The following is a 19,871-nucleotide window of genomic DNA, read 5'->3' as shown; positions in this document are numbered from 1 at the left end:
TATTAGGCTTTAAGCCAATTCCTTCTCACACATTGCCAGCGCCGATGCCACCACAGCATCCATGTCATAATATTTGTACTCGCCCAGTCGGCCACCGAAGATCACATCAGTCTCCTGGTCAGCCAGCTTCTTATACTGGGTATAGAGCGCCCCGTTCTTTGCATCATTGACCGGATAATACGGCTCGTCACCCGGCTTCCACTCGGAACTGTACTCACGAGATATGATAGTCTTCGGCAGGTCATTTCCATTCTCATCCTTGCCGAATTCAAACCACTTGTGCTCAATGATTCGTGTCCACGGCGTCTCACGATCTGTGTAGTTCACAGCTGCGTTACCCTGGAAGTTCGGCTTATCAAGGATTTCGTTTTCAAAACGAACGGAGCGATACTCCAGATAACCGAGAGAATAATTGAAATAAGCGTCAATCGGTCCGGTATAGATGACCTTCGCAGCCAGTGCGTCCAACTCATCTTTGTGTTCCAGATAGTCCACACCAAGCCGCACTTCGATACCGTCCAGCATGTGTTCTACCATCTTAGTGTAGCCACCAATCGGAATGCCCTGGTACAAAGCATTGAAGTAGTTGTTATCGAAGGTCAACCTTACCGGAAGTCTCTTAATGATAAAGGCAGGCAGATCCTTGCAGTCACGTCCCCACTGCTTTTCTGTGTAGCCCTTGACGAGCTTTTCATAGATGTCACGACCAACAAGACTGATAGCCTGTTCCTCAAGGTTCTGTGGCTCTCCCGTTATTTCTTTGCGCTGCTCGTCAATCTTGGCCTGAGCCTCTTCTGGTGTCACAACGCCCCACATTTTATTGAACGTATACATATTAAAAGGCATGGAGTATAGTTCGCCCTTATGGTTTGCTACTGGAGAGTTTGTGAAACGGTTGAAAACAGTGAACTGCTGCAGGTAATCCCAGACTTCCATATTATTGGTGTGAAAAATATGCGCGCCATACTTATGGAAATTGATGCCTTCAACCTTTTCTGTATAGATATTGCCAGCAATGTTCGGCCTCTTGTCGATAACAAGGACTGATTTACCGTGTGCTTTAGCCTGCTGCGCAAACGTGGCTCCGTATAATCCAGAACCAACCACCAAATAATCGTACATAATCTTTACACCTCAATATTTCTATTGTTTTTTACTGCCTCAGCGTTTATCGCTTTGTTCTTCTATAAATCCTCTCTGTGGATATCTTCCACAGCTTCTCTTTTCCAATTCATTGCCGATGACAGGTCTGTGCTAAACAATCCGTGCCTATTTCCAAACGGTTATGCAGCCGTTTCTCCAAAGCATCCACCGACCGGAAAACGTATAATTTCGCATAGACTTGTCTATCCGCTGCTATCATCAATGATGCTTCAATAACCATCGCGACAGTCACAACGGTGTACTACAACCATCCATAGTCTGTGTAAAACCGTTCAATAACCGTTCAGTGCCTCATTTTTATCATCGTGACAGCTTCATAGGTCTATGTGATATTATCAGTGCTTAAAATCAACAAAACTCCGTATTTAAGCCATTTTCTGATAGTATCATCTGCCCCGATATGATAACCATACTCGTCTGGCGTGCTCAGTATGATAAGAACAGCATAAAGGGTTTATGATAAACTTTCAGTGTCTAACGGTTTTCTGATAAGAACACAAAGACGGGTCTACGGGAAATTATACGTTCCAATAGCTCTGCATGATAGCAATACGACAAGGTGTCTATGCGAACTTTCACGTTAATGGACGAGTGTCTATTTTCCTATACCCCCTACGGGGTATGTCCTTTCGCCATGATAGAAACCGTAATCATGCCCTACGAATCAGGCACTGAAAATTTTGCGTAGACATTTGTAGGTGCAGCAATCACCACAAAATCCGCAGTTGAATATGCGGTCTTTGCGTCCAGCGTAGCGGTTAAATCCAGCTTGCGGATACCCGAAACATCATCAGCTAAATACTTCTCGATATATTCATCCTGAATAGGCGGCTTGTGGTTATTGAGCATCTCCACCTTGGATTCAATAATATCGACCGCGGTGACTTTATGATGCTGTGCGAGCAGAGTTGCAATCGACAAGCCCACATAGCCCGTTCCTGCAACAGCAATGTTGTACTTCTTTTCCATGCCATATCATCCGATACCTTTTATCAATTACTTTTATTTCACTGACTGTCTATTTCTCCTTTGTACCTCCTTATTCAATTTCTGCTCTACCAGCTTTCGCTGATTTGGGTTAAGTGTAGAGCGCAACCAGAAGCCATTTCCCACGCTTCATTGTCTTGTTACGCTCGCCTACCCTCACAGAACTGAAGTTGAGAGAAGAAGGTCAAGCCTCGCAAACCCGCATGAAATCAGGGGATTTTCTGGTTGACCATATTATTTCACAGTCCCCGCCATAGGCACCAAGACTTTTTGCACCTACCAGATAAACATGCTGTACGTTTTTCTTTGAATTCATTTTCTAGTTATCCTCGATAAATCCTAATAATAAAAAAACCCGCATTCAGATTTCCCTCTCTCAATGCAGGCCACTCATCCCATCTTTATCATCGTTTTCGGATATCTCAACCTCAAATAATTGTTATTATTTGGACTAAAAAAAGTAACATCCTACTGCTTCGTATATAATACCATTTTCCCAGCCAAACTTCAACCCCTAAAATGAAATTTACATATTTTCTCATTCTTCGCCTCCGTGCTCCTTGTACACCTCTCAAGCTAACAAAATATCCTCTATCCCCCGTCGTCATGCGTCATGCAGAACTTCTCCTTTTCTATAGTCTTTACTGCAAAAGTATAGTATAATCAACATTAATACTATTACATAGGAGCAATATCACCCATGAACAACTTGCATCCCACTTCCAATCGTGAACCCTGGATCGACTTTGCCAAGGGGATCACTCTTCTGCTCGTTATCATCGGGCACACAGTATCCGGTGTTTTGAGCGGGGCAATATATTCTTTCCACATGCCCCTGTTCTTTATCCTCAGTGGAATCACAGCAAAGCTATCTTCATCAGCACAGCAGTTTTCAGATAAGACACAGCGTAGTTTCAGGCACCTTATGTTTCCATTTTTTCTGATCTATACGATTCAGACGGTTGTTTATTTATTACGTCATTTTTCAAACATTCAGCAGGATGCCTCATTCCTTCCTGCTTACTTGAAAGAACGCATCTTGGCTGGAATATTTTCAAGTGGCGTTACTATTTCTGTATTTGGCACAGAGGTTTTATATGTCGGTGTTATCTGGTTCTTTCCTGCACTTTTTATTGGAAAGACGCTCTTTGACTATATGCATTTAAAGTTGACCGCAAAGCAGTTCCCTCTTATTTGCCTTTTATGTTCTATCGCAGGAGTGGTGATTGGGCAGTATCAGTGCCTTCCTCTTTCCTTTGATGTTGTGCTGGCGATCATGCCGTTATTTTATATTGGTCAGCATTTTAATGTTTTTAACGTCAAGAAATCTCCCAGCAAAAAATTTTTCTTATATGCTTTGATATGGGGTATCTTTTTAATCATAACCTATGTACTCGGTCACCATTGCCTTGAGCTCGCAAGCAGACGTTATCCGGCATATCCACTCTGCTTTATAACAGCCCTTTCCGGAACACTTATGCTATCTGAGTTCAGTGTTCTCTGCTGCCAATATAATTTTTTATCACGCCCGATTCAGTACATTGGGAAAAACTCCCTGTATCTGCTTTGTATACACACGCTTGAATGGGATTATTTAACAAAATTATGGAATATCAGTTCCAATATGTATATCTGCACCATTATCCGAATCCTGCTCGACTTGTCCCTATTTCTCTTATTTATGATTCTACGTTCAAAATGTTTTAAACGCTGACAGAAAATGACACTCCTTAGTAGTTTATCTACTCATGGAGTGTCATTTTTCCATTTTCTCACTCTATATGGAATTATCCAAAACAATATACGCAATAAGTTCGTATATGACACTACGCATGGACGCATATGATTTTATGTATAATGAGGCACTTCTCGCAACAACGGAAAAAAGTGGTCATAATATTTATCATATTTTTGATAAAGTCAAACATTGCTTGAAAGACAAAGCCGACGAGCGTTCCGTTACCATTCATATTAAGTCCAACGGAGAATGTGGTGAATTAAAAGCCTATGATTGTCTGGACTTATTGCCATTCATATTGCTCGATAATGCTATCAAATATTCCGACCGGAAAACGCATATACAAGTGGACATCAAAGATACTCCTGCATCCTGTATATTTTTAGTTTCATCAATTAGTCCGCGTCTGGCGGACGGTGAATGCGAAAGGATCTTTGATCGGGGATTTCGCGGTGAAAATGCCAGGAAGGTTACAGACGAAGGATTAGGCATTGGTTTATACACTGCCAAGAAGATATGTGACCTGCATAACAGCAGTATCGAGGCGTACGAAAAGCCGATTCCCAACTCTTATCCTGGAAATCGTAAGGATTTTGACAAGAATAAATGTCTTTTTGTCATGGACATTCAGTTAAATAAAGAGTATAATATATAAGTCAAATTATATCTAAGGAGAGAATTCATGTCATCTGTAAAGACCATCTCAGAATTGATGTTGAGTTTTGGTTCTATGTCAAATAAAAAAATACAGAAAATATGTTACTACGCCTACTCCTGGTATTTAACGCTGTACGGAGAGCAGCTGGCACCTTTCCAGTTTGAGGCCTGGGTTCACGGACCGGTGTCCAGAGAGCTATATCATTACTACAAGTCATACGGCTGGAGTGATATTCCTCAGTATCACGGTCTCGTGATGGTTGATAATGAGATGGCTGCCTTTGCCCGTAAAATTTGGACGCTTTACGGTTCCTACTCAGCGGATGAACTTGAGCAGATGAGCCACAAAGAATATCCCTGGCAGGCAGCCCGTGGTACATGTCGTTATTATGAATCATCTGATACGTTGTTAGATGATGATGATATTATAGCTTATTTTTCTAAAAATAAAGATTTTTTCATCTCCGCATAAAAGTAGGGGTACTCATTCCAGAAACTATTTCTCGATGAGTACCCTGTTTTTACTTTATTCTGTTTTTTCCTAAACCTGATGCCCGCATAATCACTCCTGCGGCAATTGCCAGTACAAATGGATTATACGCGACATCCATCAAGTGATGTGCAATCATGCTGTTTACTGCAATTGCTGCAATTGCATATTGAAAATACAGGTCTTTTCTGTTCTTCGTGCAACTGTAAATAAACAAAATCATCACACTCAAAAACAAGATCAATCCCCAGGTCAATAAAATATTTACATATGAACAATCCAAGAAGAAATAATCTTCAATCCACTCCACAGTACCGCCATTTCCATTCATCGGTATCTTTTGTCCAAACAGCTTGAGTCCATACTCCTCAAATGCTTGTTTTCCAAGTCTAAACCTTGCAAGCAATGTGCTGTCCATTTTCGCCCAAAGCGGATTTCCATCGCTATATAGATACGTAAATAGTATAGAGACAAATGCAAGCAATGGCATCACCATTCCTCCAAGTCGTTCCCACAGTCTCTCCCAGATCCGTTTTATTCTCCTGCTGCACTTCGAATCATAGGAAATAAAATTTCCCAATCCAAAAAGCGATGTTGTCATCAAAATACTTCCTGCGTCGATCCTCGCGTTGCAAAAGTGATATACCGCCCATGTAGTAATCAGCCCAAAAAGATAATGAACTCCTCGCAAGTTCTTTCCTTTCAGATAAAAAAACGTAAGCATCCAGAAAAATACATGCGCACCGCAGTCCGTCGGATAGATGATTCCAAAGGAATTTCGGATTCCTCTCGTCGAAGTCTCATACTGCAGATTCGGGATCACTCCCAGCATAGAGGCCGCGAATGCAAGAAACACAATAGCTCCAACGATCAGAAGATATACCTTCAGAATCTTTTCAAACGGTACCTGGTCGCTTCCTGCAATCAGCACAAACCAGATCAGCGGATACACATAGTGGTTCCTGTACAGCCCCACAACACAGTAAAGCCCTGTGACCACCAGGATCAGCACCTTTTTCATCGAATATTTCCCGTACAGAAATATTTTTATTGCGATACAGATCAGTGAGATCAGCATGCAGAGGGCCTGGACCATCTTTGTCATCGGAAACATCGTGGTGACCCATACCGTCGTCGCAAGGTACATCGCATACCCGATAAGGAACAGATCATCCCCACACTGCGGATCAGCAATTTTCTCCTGAACCCGCCGTTTCAACTGTTTTTCTTTCATTCCAGCTAACTCCATTCCCGCTATTCAACTACAACACAACCGAGAACCGCCGTCTTAAATCGCTCGCAAAGACGAGTCTGCTGCTCCAGTTGGCGGTAAGTTGTCTTTCCGACTTCCGCGATAAAGACGCAGTTACCGCAGGCGATCATCTTCTTTAACTCTTCTGCACTCTCAGAAATATTGCTTCCGGTTTCCACCGCAATTCCAGACGCTTTCAGGCTCTCCTCATAATCCTTTGCGACTTTCTTTGATATCTCGTCGTCTGACATTACATAGAAGAAGACCTTGTCCGCATTTTTCGCCTTTGCAAGAACCTCAACATCCATCTTGCTGCGCTCCAGATCCGGCTTATACTGGTTGGGAGCGCTGTATGTTCCCAGAAGGCTGAGATCCGATTCTTTAATATCGTTCGCTGTCCGAAGTGTATCTCCGAGAATGTATTTAAGCGCTACGATTACAAACGCGATTACTGCTCCGAACAGAATTCCAAGAAGAATATATGCCACCATGAGGACCTTTGTGTTCGTGTCCGCCGCCTTTAAGTTGTCCGGCTCGTTCTTCTCAATATAGGTCTTTTTACTATTCTGGAAACCTATCAGCTTGTTATTCAGGTCTGCACGGTTTGTCGTATAGTTTTTTAAATTGTTGCGGTTGTTATTCTGGTTATTTACGACTCCTGTATCTGTTTTTACATATTCCGAAATCTTCAGTTCCTCAAGCGAAAAGTCCCCCTGAAGGTTCTTTACCTTCGGCACATAATTCATGACACGCTCTTTGATGATCGACATGATCCGCTTTGCCTGGTCCATATCACTGTGGACTACTGTTACGATCAGGTTATTACTGCTCTGGTAACAACTTACGATATCACGCCAATACTTCACCTTAAGATCCTCATCCGTGTCAGAAAGCTCTTCCTTCAATCCACCATCATTAATATAGGTAATAAAAGAATTCAAAATATTTCCCACATTATTGCTGGTCTTAAGTCCATACTGCACCGATACCGTCTGGATATTATTCGGGTCGATCTGCATGTAAATCGAGTTATCGATATATTCCTGCAGGCTCTCGATCTGCTTATCCGCCTCCGCGATCGCATTCTGCGTATCTTCGATCGCCGAATCATACTCCGCGATCTTCGCGTTATATTCCTCGATCTCCTGCTTCTGCTCTTCCGTCTCCGTCACGGCCTTTCCGCCCTGGACGATTCCGAGCATTCCGAATAGGACTGCGCAGATCACGATAAAGCTTCCTACCGCCACTTTCTTTTTTATCAGGTCTTCTAATACGTTACGAACATACAGTGTCTTTAAATTTCGCACGCTGCTGCCTCCTTGTCTTTATTACTTTCCCGATTATAACACATCTTTAATTCCATGGACACCCCCATTCAACTATGTTATACTGGTTGATATCGAAAAGGAGGAACCTATTATGGCTGTGCAGGCATCGCTTGGAAAAAACTTTATTATGAATATCCTGCTGGCTGCATCCTCGCTGATCTTTCCTCTGATCACCTATCCGTATGTGTCCCGGATCCTGCTTCCGGATGGCACCGGACGCGTTGCCTTTGCCGTGTCTGTGGTGTCTTATTTTACGATGACGGCGTCTCTGGGAATTCCCACCTACGGGATCCGCGCCTGCGCCGGTGTCCGCGATGATAAAAAAGGACTTTCGCAGACAGTTCAGGAGATCTTCCTGATCAATGCGGCGATGACCCTGCTTGTCTGCCTGGTTTTCGCCTTATGTCTCGCCTTTGTTCCAAAATTTCAGGATGACCGGGTGCTTTTCCTTGTCTGCGGGATCTCACTCCTCTTTAACCTGGTCGGAATGGAATGGCTCTATAAGGCGTTGGAACAGTACCAGTATATTACGTTCCGCTCGATCGCCTTTAAGGCACTCTCCGTTGTCTTGATGTTCGCGATGATCCGTTCCCAGGAAGATTATCTCCAGTACGGATTTCTCACGATCTTCGCCAGTGTCGGATCGAATATTTTTAACTTCTTCCATGCAAGACGCTATATTACCTTTGTCCCCCAGCGCCCGTACCATTTAAAGCGGCATTTAAGACCGATCCTGATCCTGTTTGCGCTCACCGTTACAACGACGATCTACACAAACCTTGATACGGTGATGCTGGGATTTCTTAAAGATTCGGAGACTGTTGGCTACTATAATGCTGCTGTGAAGATAAAGGAACTGCTCGCTACGATCGTCGCCGGTCTCGGAAGTGTACTTCTTCCGCGGATCTCCTACTATATTAAAAACAGACAGTTTGAAAAGTTCCGGGAGCTGATCCGAAGGTCCTTTGCCTTTGTCACTGTATTCGCGATCCCGCTTTGCGTGTATTTTATTGTCATGTCCGACTACAGTATCGACCTGTTCTACGGCCCCGCCTATGAAAACTCGGTACTGCCAATGCGACTCATTCTCCCGACGCTGATCTGTATCGGTCTGACAAACACGATCGGAATCCAGATTCTCGTCCCGACAGACCGTGAAAAGCTCGTCGTATACTCGACCTGTGCCGGGGCTGTGACCGACCTGATCCTGAATGCTGTCCTGATTCCTGTGCTCGGAGCTTCCGGTGCCGCTCTTGGAACTCTGGCGGCGGAGATCGTTGTTCTGCTTGTCCAGCTGTGGTTTATCCGCGGTGAGATCCGTTCTTTCTGCACTTTAATGCAGTTAAAGAAGATCCTGCTTGCTCTGGTTCCAGCTACTGTGATCCTGCTGTTCCTGCACACCGCATTGCATCTTCATACATTTTTCATGCTCTGCGTCACAGCGGCTGTATTTTTCCCCGTTTATCTGGTTGTCCTGCTTCTTCTTCGGTACAAAATAAAACTTCGCGGGTAATACCATTCTGCCGCCCCCATTTAGGGACGTCGGAGACGATATCGCCCGCGAAGTCTTTATCTTCTCTATTTTTCTTTCAACGCCGGATCCTCAAATCCACCTTCCTCAAATCCTTCCGTTGATTCCTTCATAAAGAGAACCTTCGGTGTCATCAGGATCAGCTTCAGATCCATCCAGATCGAGTAGTTCCGGATATAGGTGAGATCCAGTTTCAGCTTATCATAGCTGGTCGTACAGTATTTTCCGTAGATCTGCGCGTATCCCGTGAGCCCTGCTTTTACCTTCAGGCGGTATTCAAACTCCGGAATGTTCTTCGTGATGATCGTGGCAAGCTCCGGGCGTTCCGGGCGCGGGCCTACGAGACTCATGTCACCTTTTAATATGTTTAAAAGCTGCGGAAGCTCATCAAGTCTTGTCGCGCGGAGGAAATGTCCCACCGGGAGAATTCTCGGGTCTTTATCCCCGGCCTTTACCGGGCCGCTCTTCTTCTCCGCATCGACTACCATCGTGCGGAACTTATAGATTGGGAATTCCTTGCCGTTTAGCGTGAGACGCGTCTGTGTATAAAATACCGGACCGCGGTCCGTACACTTAATCAATAACGCAATGATCAGGAAAAATGGGCTTGTGATAAGCAGCATAAGACCTGAAACCAGAACATCCTCAATCCGTTTTAATACCTGCTGATCCCACGGAAGACCTTCGATATTCCGGGATAAATACAGCGGGGAGTCGAAAATATTGAGTTCCACTGACGTACGAAGCAAAATATCGCTAATTTTCGGAACTGTGTAGCTCCGGATATTTCCGGCATAGCAGCGTTTCATCAGCTCATTTCTCTTCTCCGATGGGATATCCCCGATGATCACTCCATCATACTCCCCAGCCTGTCCGATGATTGTTCCGATTCCCTCATCAATGGAGATCGTCTTCGCGATCTCATACTTGTCCTCTCGGGAGTCGATTCGTCCCATCAGGTGGAACATGGACTTGTCCCCATATACTAGGAGCAGCTGTTTTCTCGGGAACAGGAACGCGTACACCTTCTTATACGCCAGCGCCCACACCATAACCACGAGAAAATCAACTACTGTCAGGATCATCAGCGCCGTCGGGTTATGCATCTTTTTATCAAACAGAACGACCTGCACATAGGAGAACGCATTGACGCCTATGATCGAGATCATATGGGAATAAACCAGGTTCCAGTATTTATAGATACCGATCTTCAATCCGCCATACGTCCTGTGGAGTAACAGCAGCAATGCCAGATACTCGCCGATGATCAGCCAGTTACCTCTCCGCCAGAATGCGATGGTCATGTTTCTATTGTAGTAATTCATCCAGACATAATAGTACAGGATCACTTCCAGCAGTACAATCACTACCGAGCCAAGGAATTTTACGACCCGTTTATATTGTTCGAATTGTCTGCCATTTTTCTTGCTTTGCATGTAACTTTATCCTTCCTATTTCCGCGCGTATCTCACGGCCATGGAGACAAGTCCATATGTGAGATATCCTGTACTACGCAGTACCTGTACCGCTGGATTTTTCATTTGAGAATATACCTCTGGGAATTTTTCCCTGATCTCTTTTTCCATCGCCACCATCCTGGTTTTATGGCTCTGTGGAAAACTGAGATAGATCTTATACTGGCTGACCGCCAGTCTCGCCGCCATATCGCGGATCATTTCCGCAGCGGCGCATGTCTTATGTTTGTCGTAAAAATCCATAATCCGCTTCAGTACCCGCTCATGCTGGCTGCAGCGCTTCATCATATTTTCGATGCTCATGCTCTGTGTGCTCATACCGATCCGGTACTGATACACAAAATCCGGGATTGCAGAGACCGTCTGGATATATGGGAGCGGGAAGATCACATATTCCGCATCCACATAAAAGCACTTTTCATCCAGCCTCTCCGGCTGATTTCTCAATACAGATGTCTTATATGTGATCGCATGCATTTTAGCAAAGATGTGGTCTTTTACTTCACTAAACGGGATATCTTTTCCATACTCGATTCCCGGGCAGATCTCACTGACTTCTTCTTTTCTGTTTTTCGTTTTATCGTCGACCCAGTGATAATTAGAGAGGACCATATCTGCATCCGTTTTCTGCAGATGCGCGAGGAAATTCTCAAATGCTTTCTGATCGACCCAGTCATCCCCATCAACCACTTTGAAGTACTTTCCTGACGCTTCCTCGATTCCGCGGTTCACCGTGGATCCATGTCCACCGTTTTTCTTATCGATGATCCGGTAGATTTCCGGATATTTTTCGACGAATTTTTCCGCGATCTCTCTGGAATTATCCGGGGTCTCATCATTGACGACCAGCACCTCCAGAGCTTCTTCTGCGCCCGGAACAAGAAAAGATTTCAGGCATTCCTCTATATAATTTGCCACATTATACATGGGTACTGTTATCGTTAAAAGTTTCATATCAAATCCTCTTATTGTAACCTCTCAATAATAGCTTTACAGGCCTACGCAGTTGATACACCAGCCACAGGAAATCAACTAACGGACAGTTAACAGGTCAAAAACTGTTCGGTTGATACGCCAGTCACAGGAAAGCAACACTAATATGTTCCTCCGGCAGTAATCAAACCAGTACGCTTCCTGCTGCTGTGCAATCTGAGTCTCAATTGGCTTGACTCTCACTTATGTTTCCTCAACTTCTTATCATACAGATATTTCCGCACTCCGTTGGGCATCAGGCTCACAAGCACACGAGCCACTGTCATCGGAAGAAATTCCCCAAATGTGATCACCTGATACCGATACATCTTCATCCGGAACTCAACAATATATTTTGCATACTGGATTCCTCCCCGGCGCTGATGCATTCCATTCACGCGCATGTATAACAACGTATCCGAAAGATTTGCAAGCACCGCCTGATCCCGATACATCCGCACCCACAGATCATAATCCTCAAAATACGGACACGGCTGATATCCGCCGGAGAGCTCCACACTTGATTTCTTGAACATCACGCATGGGTGATTGATCGGATTTCTCTGTTTGATATACCTGAAAATCTCCTCCGGCGTCTGCGGAACAGTTTTATAGGAGGTAACTACCTTTTCCGCCGCCTGTACATCCAATGCGTCTCCCTGAAACTCCGCAATCGTCCCACTCAGCACATCCACGTCCGGGTGCCTTTCCAGATATTTCAGCTGCTTTTCACACCGATCCGGCGCCGCAAGGTCGTCTGTATCCATCCGGGCGATCCACTCACAGGAACAGTGACGGAGACCTTCGTTCAGGGCCTTTCCAAGTCCCCCGTTCTCCGCAAGACGGACAATCCGAAATACTGTTCCCGGCATGTCCCGCTTTCCATCCGGCATCACACGATCATTCATATCTGTTCGTGTGCTCCGTGGAGTATCTTTTGAATAGCAGCTTTCATATTCCGATACCACCTTATTTAACGCATCCGTTAATGGGCCATCACATACCAATACAACTTCTGTCGGCGGAACTGTCTGATGAAAAATACTGCTTAACGCTGCCCGGAAGTATTCCGGATTTTCTTTCTGATATACAGACATCAAAACTGAATACTCTTTTTTCACGATGCTGTTCCACCCGCAAATTTTTCTTCTATGTACTTATCAAATTCAGCTTTTGTGTAGGTATGCACTTCACGAAAATATAAATGCTTGTAACGTTCCAAGTCAAATCGGATAAGTTCTTCATTCCCTTTACCCAGGAAATATTTGCCGATTGCAATTCGCGATGGTGCATCTGATACTGCTTGTTTCTTAAATTGATTAGGCAGAGGATTCTTTTCTTCATTATATACTACAATAAAGTCCAGATTTTTTCTAGTGTCAGATATCGTCTGCTTTGTAAGATCACAAAACAGCAGCAAACTATCGCGAATCTTATCTTTTATATTTCGATTATTCACCTTTCCGTTTTTAAACTCGACAAAAGCTATATTCTCATCCGTTTCTAGCAATGCGTCTACTGAAGCAGCACATTCTTCCGAAAGCACCAGATCATTCGCATATTTCGTTTTAACTGTATCAAAATTTATCGCCTCTAACTGAGATTCTGTCATAAATTTGATGCAGTCCGGATCGCTATGATCTTTTGAGCACTCTTTTAATGTAGATATATGCTCTCGAAATGTTTCATAGAGATTATACTCCATCATAGCGATACCTCTCATTTTCCAGCACCTGCAACGGTCTTGCAAGTTTACTGTAGATCTTCTCGATATTATCTGTCACGTCCTCGATCTGAGATACTTTGTCCACATTTTCAGTAAGATAATATTTGCACTTATCCGAAACCTGGTACTTTGCTGCATATACCTCAATTGCATTGAGAAAATATGGGCTGTGCGTATTCAGAAGAATATGAAGACCAAATTCTTTGTGCAGAAGAACGATCAGCTCTGCAAATAGCAACTGCCATTCTGGGTGAAGGTGGATCTCGGGTTCATCTAAGATGATTGTTCCATTTGTTTGAATGTAGCTGTTCGTCAATAAACTTTTTAAGATTGCAAATGTCTTCAAGCCAGTTGACATGTTTTTCACATCTAACTGATAGTCTCCAACCTGATACTTAACTGAAATACGTTTATCTCCCACAACATTGCCTTCGCAAACTGTTGAGATTTTCTGATAAATCTGATCTAATTTTTCATTTGTTATAATTTCATCGACTACATTATTAGTCCTTGATGCAGCTCTCAAGCGGTTTTCCAAATGTGTCCTATGGTCTGGATAATTCTGCTCACCAAGCAATATATATCTTGAAATTCCTGAAAGTTCATCTAAAACAAATGGATCATCAATATAGATGGCTTCCGTCCCTAATCTGATAGGATTTATTACATTAGCTACTCTATTGCCCGATATAATTATCTCCGTACTCTTGCTGCGGATTTCAAGCTGAATAGAACTTTCTTTTCCACAATAAATATTTCCCATCTGACCGGAAAATTCTACATCTAAATTCTTTTGCAGTACACTTTTTAATATCTCCCCATCTGGTACCGACAAAATCATTACTATTCGCTCTGCAGTAGCTTTGATTGTATCTTTTGAGATATCATCCGAAATTCCATTCGCCACAATAGCTTCAAAAACTGCTTTTTGAAGCTCATCCCTCGTTTTCTTATCTTTAACAGGAGTATTAATTTCTTTTACCAATTTACTCGGGCTAATATGAATGTAATCATCAAAACATGCCTCTCTAGACATCGCCTGAAGCTGATTAAATATACTTCCCTCTCTCTCTGCTGTGATCTTTTCGTCTATATTGTAAAAACTGTTAAACACAGAAAACAACGCTTTTCCAACCGTACTTTTTCCCGTATCATTCTCACCCGCAATGACCGTGATACCATTAATTTCTACCGTGGCATTCTGCACTTTTCCAATATTTTTCAATACCAGCTTCATATATTCCTCCTGATTTGAAATCTGCTGCATTTCCTACACTGTACGACCTGTAATCAATTTTACCGGCACTGTGCGTTCCAGATAAGCAAAGCCTGCTGCCTCCACAATATCATACAGAATTTTCATTTCAGAAAACTCCTACATATTTGCAGTAGCTGAAATCATGCCTCATACCAATTAATTATATGTCCTCTACCGCTTTTCATACGTTTCCGGCGTATAATGGATCACTCTCGTACCGCTGTTCTCAAACTCAAACGGAACATATAAGAGTTCCTCCATCGCCTTATGGACCGCTTCCTGCTTATCCGGCTCTACATAGAAGAGCAGGAATCCACCGCCGCCGGCGCCGAGAAGCTTTCCGCCGAGAGCACCTGCTGCCATTCCCTTTGCGTAGAGTCCGTCGATAGAATCTGTTGAAATTCTGTTGGAGATTCCACGTTTCAGTTTCCATGTATAATCAAGAAGACGGCCGAACTCGTTGAGGTCTGTCTTGGATGTAAGGACTTTTTCCGCGTCATCCACCAGGGACAGCATCTCAAGGAGCTGCTTCTGCTTGTCTACCAGCGCTTTTTCCGTTGTCTGCTGGATATCGGAAGAAAATCTGGAAAATCCGGTAAAGAACAGCATCAGATTCTGGTTTAACTGCTGCTTTCTCTCCGGTGAGATAATAACCGGGTTTACCTCGTAACCGTCGGCATTGAAGTTGATACGGTTCAATCCACCGAATGCCGCCGCGATCTGGTCCTGAACGCCGCCGCTCTCGTTGCAGAGAACTCGCTCCAGATAGATCGCGTCATCTGCAAGCTTTCTCTTATCCGCGTATTTTCCCTTTAACGCATAGAACGCGTTCAACATTCCAACCGCGAAGGAACTGCTCGTTCCAAGTCCGGATCTTGCCGGAAGGTCTGCCTCGTAGGTAAGGCGGATCTCCTGCATATCCAGGTATTTCATCGCCTCGCGGATCGCCGGATGATTGATATCGTTGACATCCGTCACACGCTCGATCTTTGAGTAGGAAAGCTCTGTGGAATAATCGAAAAAGCGCGGTAAATGGCGCACATTTACATAGCAGTATTTATCAAAGGTTGTTGAGATTACGGCTCCGCCGTGTTCCTTATAAAAGTCCGGGAAGTCAGTTCCTCCTCCGAAGAAAGACATTCTAAAAGGGGTCTGTGTGATGATCATAGTTAACTCCTAATTACTTGATAAGTTATGCATCTATGGAACCATCTGTTGTTTCCTGGCACATAAATGTTTAACCATTTACGTTTAGATGATCCTGTATTGATGCTTTAATTCTTCGCAACAGTTCAATATCATGATACTTACTGGTTTATAAACCTGTCTTGTCTTTATCGTTTCAGTAAACCAGTCTGGTATTCTCAATTCTCAAATGAGTTTTACCATCCTCAATCCATCTGCAGAATCTTCTCTACAGCATCCAAAAGGTCCCTGCAGACAAGCTCCGGCTTCACATCATATTTCTTATCGTTTCCGGCCTCACCGGTCAGTACCAGCGCCGTACGCATTCCTGCGTTGATCCCGGTCTGGATATCCATCGTCGTATCGCCGATCATCCAGGATCCCGCGAGATCAATATTATACCGCTCCGCCGCCTTCTGGATCATACCAGTCTTCGGCTTTCTGCACTCGCACAGGATCTTATAAGCCGGATTCTCCTCCGGATATCCCTTATCCGGGTGATGCGGGCAGTAGAATACACCATCCAGGAACACTCCCTCTTTTCCAAGAAGTGTTTCCATTTTTTTATGGATATTCTCTACATCTTCGATCTCACAGAGTCCCCGCGCAACCACCGGCTGATTTGTGATAACGATTCCAAGTCTTCCCGACTGGTTGATCTTCCGGATCGCGTCGACTGCGCAGCTCTCCAACGTAAAGTCCTCTTCCTTGTATACAAGACCTTTGTACTGGTTGATCGTACCATCCCGATCCATAAAGATACAACGCTGCTTATTTCTAAGGCATTTTCCCGCAATTACACCGCGCTCAATATCCGCCAGTGCCTGGTTTACACGGTCCACAGTTCCGACATCCTTCACATACTCCGGAGAGCAATATCCATAGATCAGCTCCCCCGCCTCTAACATTCCCTTGATCACATCATTCTCAAGGTTCCTCTTCACCGGCTCCGGAACATAATCACAGATCTTCTTTTCAAATACAAAAATACCTGCGTTTACGCAGTTCTTATACCAATAATCCCGCACATTATGCTTGGAATCAAACGCCGTGATCTTGTCATCTTTGTCGAACACAAGAAGATCCGAATCAAACGGATGCCCATTCGGATGTACAAACAGCGTCGCCACCGCACCTTTTTCTTCATGGAAGCGGATCATCCGCTGAAAATCGATATCAAAGAACAGATCGCCGGACATCATGACAAACCGTTCTCCATGGATCATATCCTTTAAATAATAGAAAGATCCAGCCGTTCCAAGCGGCTCCGTCTCCTCATAATACCGGATCGCAACGCCAAATTTCTCGCCGTCACCGAAATATTCCTTGATCTTATCTCCAAGGTGTCCGATCACCATGATAATATCTGTAATTCCGTTCTCCTTCAGCCGCTCCACCTGCCATAAAAGCAGCGGCTTTCCGGCTACCGGGACCATCGGCTTCGGAATCTCGTCCTTTGTAAGTGCTGCCAGTCTCGTTCCCTTTCCACCGGCCATGATGACTGCCTGCATCATAATATTTCCTCCCATGGGGCAGGAATCTGCCTGCCCCATTATTGTCTCATATGTTTTATTTACTTACTCAGTCTTTCTTCTCTTCACTGACCGCCGTCTTCCTGCATCCAACACCCATAGCAAGCAGCTGCAGAATAATCGGCATAGCGATCGGCAGATTGATGTTAACAGTCGCCTGGATCATGTATGCTAAAACAGCCAGCATAACCGCCGCAACGACCGGCTGCTCTTTCATTCGCTTTGCCATAGCCACAACGGAAGACACCATAAATACAATATAAGATGCCATACCGGCAAATCCAATGGTAACTAAATAATGCAAATACTCGTTATGAGCACTGTCAAAGATAACCATTTTTCCATTCTGCATGTCCGCCGGGAAATAGTACTGCATGAGAAGCGCAAATGTATCTGCGCCGTATCCGAATACCTTCTGAAGCGGAGTCAGCTTCTTCGTAAAGAGCTCGATCGCACGTTTCCATACGTATCCACGCTGTGTTCCCCAGTTATCATCAAAAACAACATAGGAACTGATCGCTCCGTATTTGTCCGCATGTCCCGCTGCGTTTGCGTCGTAGAGTACGAAAACTACCACAAGGCACACAACAACAATGACGCCAAGCCAGATATAAACCGCGATCTTATTCATCTCATCAGAGCTCGTTCTGTTCATCAGCGCCTGCGGCTTTCTGCTCATGGCAACAAGCGCCGCGCTCACGATCCAGAGAAGTACCGCAATAACCGGAAGGAATTTCTGCTTCGCGATAAGACCAAATGCACTGTCGATTCCAAGTACGGAAGACGCATATGCCTGGTTGATCCCGTTGATGCAAAGGATCACCGTAACAAATGTGGCCGCGGAGATCACATATCTGCGGAGTCCTGTCTTCGTCCTGAATAACCATAACGGAGCCAGGCCAAAAATCGCCGCTAAGGACAGGTACGCGTTATCACTGGTACCCATGATCAGCGCAAAGCTTGATAATACCATATTTCCGAAGTACCAGAGCATTCTCTTCTGGTTCTTCTCCTGCGTGAACAGGATCATGGAGACAGCTAAAAGCGCTGCCGCATAGATCGTATAGGTATTGATGTTACCGAATGTGGCTGTGTAGATCGCTTTCTGCTCATCCACCATGTTTACCTTAAATCCGAGAACATCCATCTGGAAGTAGTCTGTAATTCCGAACACGCAGACAAGAATACCGACTGCAAGGAACGCATCCAGATACCACTGCTTTAATTTAAAGAATCTAGTTACAAGGAAGTAGGAAGCCATGTAAACGGTCATAAGGAACACACCGTTATAACGTCCGGATGTTCCCCAGAACGCCTCCCATTTCCAGTCTTTACAGAATACCCAGGAGAGCACATTGCAGAGCCAGAATGCCAGCATTGCCCAGTCGCACACGTTCATGCTCTTTCTCCATGTCTGGAAATTAAACTTTGAGAACCACTCGATCATCTTCCCGCTCGCCAGGCCATATCCGCCCATGATCACAAGCGCCGCGATCGCAACCACACTATAAAACTGATATTTGGTTTCCAGGATATCAAAATAGAAATCATGGAACACTAACGGAAGCACGCAAAGAACGATCAGCGTGAACACTCCCATAATTAAAGCAACATTATCCTGATAGCTGCTTTTCGTCTCCTCTTTCTTCTTTATTCTGTTTGCCATGAATTTACTTCCTTTCGTCACGTCTTAAAAACTGTGTCCCTTCAGCGGCCCCTGGATCTATAGAGAAAGCGGTACACCCGCCCCTGTCCGCCAGCGTCAAACCACGCATCTCTGCTGAAAGGTCACAAAATCTATTTTATTATATCATCCTTCGACTTTTATAGCAACTTGCGGCGAAAGGGATTTTACTTCCTTTTTATGAAATTATTCTAAATTATATATATCTTTTTAACTATCTTTTTATATCTTCTTAAATGTCCGCAAAGCCTTATTTTATCGGCTCTACGGGCATTTTGCTTTTGTGGTAAACCTCACATATCTAGGTCTATCTTTTTATATTTTCGCTATCAAGCGTGGTTAAAATCGTGGTAAATACTTCTATGCGATTAAACGCTGAACCTCTGATTTTGCAGTATCTATGGACGCATGAGCATACCAGTTCATTGTGATGCTGATATTTGAATGTCCCATGATATACTGTAAATCTTTCGGGTTCATGTTCTTGCTTGCCAATCTTGTGCAGAATGTATGGCGTAGCGTATGCGGTGTGATATGTGGCAAAGGGCTATCCTTATGGTGCTTGTTGTATTTCTTTACCATACGGACAAAAAGCATATTGTAATCAATCGCAACTTTGGGCTTGCCTTTCTGATTGACAAATAGGAAGTTGCCCCGTCCGTCTATCACAAATGGTTCTGCCTTTGGGCGTTTCTTCATAACCCGTTGAAATGCTTGTATCGTTTCCTTGCTTAATGGCACTTGCCTTGTTCCGCTTTTTGTCTTAGGCGTTTCCCTGTGTGTTAGGATAGTTGTCAGTGAAAGATAATTACATTTGTGGTAGTATAGAGCTATCGCAGGAAGGGAGCTTTCATTATGAACTATAGTCCAGAGTTAAAGGATGCACTCCTCA

General features: G+C 44.1%; 15 protein-coding genes and 2 pseudogenes. 4 read left to right on the top strand and 13 right to left on the bottom strand.

What is annotated here, in order from left to right:
- Positions 1-9: 9 nt before the first annotated feature.
- Both glf and ABCW45_RS16065 read right to left on the bottom strand, forming a co-directional pair.
- Entirely contained in the window at positions 10-1,122 is a 1,113-nt protein-coding gene (gene glf / locus ABCW45_RS16070) for a UDP-galactopyranose mutase (protein ID WP_015552295.1), read from the bottom strand.
- A gap of 720 nt (positions 1,123-1,842) precedes the next feature.
- Positions 1,843-2,133, bottom strand: a pseudogene (locus tag ABCW45_RS16065) (3-hydroxyacyl-CoA dehydrogenase NAD-binding domain-containing protein); the annotation flags it as partial.
- A 718-nt stretch (positions 2,134-2,851) separates the two neighbouring features.
- Here ABCW45_RS16065 and ABCW45_RS16060 point away from each other — a divergent pair.
- The 3 genes from ABCW45_RS16060 to ABCW45_RS16050 all read left to right on the top strand — a co-directional run bounded on the left by ABCW45_RS16060 (position 2,852) and on the right by ABCW45_RS16050 (position 5,018).
- Entirely contained in the window at positions 2,852-3,865 is a 1,014-nt protein-coding gene (locus tag ABCW45_RS16060; RefSeq protein WP_015552293.1) for an acyltransferase family protein, read from the top strand.
- A gap of 118 nt (positions 3,866-3,983) precedes the next feature.
- Positions 3,984-4,544 (top strand): sensor histidine kinase, encoded by a 561-nt coding sequence (locus tag ABCW45_RS16055; RefSeq protein ID WP_343221179.1) that lies wholly within the window; start codon positions 3,984-3,986, stop codon positions 4,542-4,544.
- Positions 4,545-4,571: 27 nt separating this feature from the next.
- Positions 4,572-5,018 (top strand): Panacea domain-containing protein, encoded by a 447-nt coding sequence (locus ABCW45_RS16050; RefSeq protein ID WP_015552291.1) that lies wholly within the window; start codon positions 4,572-4,574, stop codon positions 5,016-5,018.
- A 49-nt stretch (positions 5,019-5,067) separates the two neighbouring features.
- On the opposite strand, the gene ABCW45_RS16045 is transcribed toward ABCW45_RS16050, so the two are convergent.
- Both ABCW45_RS16045 and ABCW45_RS16040 read right to left on the bottom strand, forming a co-directional pair.
- Positions 5,068-6,270 carry a hypothetical protein gene (locus tag ABCW45_RS16045; RefSeq protein ID WP_015552290.1) on the bottom strand — a complete coding sequence of 401 codons (1,203 nt, stop codon included), beginning with the start codon at positions 6,268-6,270 and terminating at the stop codon, positions 5,068-5,070.
- A gap of 20 nt (positions 6,271-6,290) precedes the next feature.
- Positions 6,291-7,595 (bottom strand): hypothetical protein, encoded by a 1,305-nt coding sequence (locus ABCW45_RS16040; protein ID WP_117503731.1) that lies wholly within the window; start codon positions 7,593-7,595, stop codon positions 6,291-6,293.
- A gap of 112 nt (positions 7,596-7,707) precedes the next feature.
- Between ABCW45_RS16040 and ABCW45_RS16035 the strand changes: the two genes are divergently transcribed.
- Positions 7,708-9,129, top strand: coding sequence for a flippase (locus tag ABCW45_RS16035; RefSeq protein WP_015552289.1), 1,422 nt, complete (start codon positions 7,708-7,710; stop codon positions 9,127-9,129).
- A 65-nt stretch (positions 9,130-9,194) separates the two neighbouring features.
- On the opposite strand, the gene ABCW45_RS16030 is transcribed toward ABCW45_RS16035, so the two are convergent.
- From ABCW45_RS16030 to ABCW45_RS15990, 9 genes and pseudogenes are all read right to left on the bottom strand, one after another.
- On the bottom strand, positions 9,195-10,583 hold the full coding sequence (locus ABCW45_RS16030) for a sugar transferase (protein WP_015552288.1): 1,389 nt from the start codon (positions 10,581-10,583) through the stop codon (positions 9,195-9,197).
- A 15-nt stretch (positions 10,584-10,598) separates the two neighbouring features.
- Positions 10,599-11,576, bottom strand: a complete 978-nt coding sequence (locus ABCW45_RS16025) for a glycosyltransferase family 2 protein (RefSeq protein ID WP_015552287.1) — start codon at positions 11,574-11,576, stop codon at positions 10,599-10,601.
- A gap of 218 nt (positions 11,577-11,794) precedes the next feature.
- Entirely contained in the window at positions 11,795-12,715 is a 921-nt protein-coding gene (locus ABCW45_RS16020) for a glycosyltransferase (protein ID WP_343221178.1), read from the bottom strand.
- Positions 12,712-13,302, bottom strand: a complete 591-nt coding sequence (locus ABCW45_RS16015) for a hypothetical protein (protein WP_343221177.1) — start codon at positions 13,300-13,302, stop codon at positions 12,712-12,714. The genes ABCW45_RS16020 and ABCW45_RS16015 overlap by 4 nt, the downstream gene beginning before the upstream one ends.
- Positions 13,289-14,557 carry an AAA family ATPase gene (locus tag ABCW45_RS16010; protein WP_343221176.1) on the bottom strand — a complete coding sequence of 423 codons (1,269 nt, stop codon included), beginning with the start codon at positions 14,555-14,557 and terminating at the stop codon, positions 13,289-13,291. Before ABCW45_RS16010 ends, ABCW45_RS16015 begins: the two co-directional genes overlap by 14 nt.
- Before the next feature lie 192 nt (positions 14,558-14,749).
- Positions 14,750-15,745: a GHMP family kinase ATP-binding protein gene (locus ABCW45_RS16005; protein WP_117515547.1), complete on the bottom strand. Its 996-nt coding sequence runs from the start codon at positions 15,743-15,745 to the stop codon at positions 14,750-14,752.
- A gap of 224 nt (positions 15,746-15,969) precedes the next feature.
- Positions 15,970-17,277 (bottom strand): HAD-IIIA family hydrolase, encoded by a 1,308-nt coding sequence (locus ABCW45_RS16000; RefSeq protein WP_343221175.1) that lies wholly within the window; start codon positions 17,275-17,277, stop codon positions 15,970-15,972.
- A 67-nt stretch (positions 17,278-17,344) separates the two neighbouring features.
- Positions 17,345-18,961: an O-antigen ligase family protein gene (locus ABCW45_RS15995; protein WP_144364151.1), complete on the bottom strand. Its 1,617-nt coding sequence runs from the start codon at positions 18,959-18,961 to the stop codon at positions 17,345-17,347.
- Positions 18,962-19,339: 378 nt separating this feature from the next.
- A pseudogene (locus ABCW45_RS15990) lies at positions 19,340-19,753 on the bottom strand (tyrosine-type recombinase/integrase); the annotation flags it as partial.
- Positions 19,754-19,871 lie beyond the last annotated feature (118 nt).

Source organism: Pilosibacter fragilis (genome assembly GCF_032490495.1).
GTDB classification, from domain to species: domain Bacteria; phylum Bacillota; class Clostridia; order Lachnospirales; family Lachnospiraceae; genus Pilosibacter; species Pilosibacter fragilis.
Note: the sequence above shows the minus strand (reverse complement) of the source record. Positions and strands in the feature narration are given on the sequence as shown.

Excerpts from the sequence above, each read along its gene's own strand:
- glf (WP_015552295.1), bottom strand. The coding sequence starts at position 1,122 with ATGTACGATTATTTGGTGGTTGGTTCTGGATTATACGGAGCCACGTTT.
- ABCW45_RS16030 (WP_015552288.1), bottom strand. The coding sequence starts at position 10,583 with ATGCAAAGCAAGAAAAATGGCAGACAATTCGAACAATATAAACGGGTC.
- ABCW45_RS16050 (WP_015552291.1), top strand. The coding sequence starts at position 4,572 with ATGTCATCTGTAAAGACCATCTCAGAATTGATGTTGAGTTTTGGTTCT.
- ABCW45_RS16025 (WP_015552287.1), bottom strand. The coding sequence starts at position 11,576 with ATGAAACTTTTAACGATAACAGTACCCATGTATAATGTGGCAAATTAT.
- ABCW45_RS16010 (WP_343221176.1), bottom strand. The coding sequence starts at position 14,557 with ATGAAGCTGGTATTGAAAAATATTGGAAAAGTGCAGAATGCCACGGTA.
- ABCW45_RS16035 (WP_015552289.1), top strand. The coding sequence starts at position 7,708 with ATGGCTGTGCAGGCATCGCTTGGAAAAAACTTTATTATGAATATCCTG.
- ABCW45_RS15995 (WP_144364151.1), bottom strand. The coding sequence starts at position 18,961 with ATGGCAAACAGAATAAAGAAGAAAGAGGAGACGAAAAGCAGCTATCAG.
- ABCW45_RS16055 (WP_343221179.1), top strand. The coding sequence starts at position 3,984 with ATGGACGCATATGATTTTATGTATAATGAGGCACTTCTCGCAACAACG.
- ABCW45_RS16005 (WP_117515547.1), bottom strand. The coding sequence starts at position 15,745 with ATGATCATCACACAGACCCCTTTTAGAATGTCTTTCTTCGGAGGAGGA.
- ABCW45_RS16015 (WP_343221177.1), bottom strand. The coding sequence starts at position 13,302 with ATGATGGAGTATAATCTCTATGAAACATTTCGAGAGCATATATCTACA.
- ABCW45_RS16060 (WP_015552293.1), top strand. The coding sequence starts at position 2,852 with ATGAACAACTTGCATCCCACTTCCAATCGTGAACCCTGGATCGACTTT.
- ABCW45_RS16045 (WP_015552290.1), bottom strand. The coding sequence starts at position 6,270 with ATGAAAGAAAAACAGTTGAAACGGCGGGTTCAGGAGAAAATTGCTGAT.
- ABCW45_RS16000 (WP_343221175.1), bottom strand. The coding sequence starts at position 17,277 with ATGATGCAGGCAGTCATCATGGCCGGTGGAAAGGGAACGAGACTGGCA.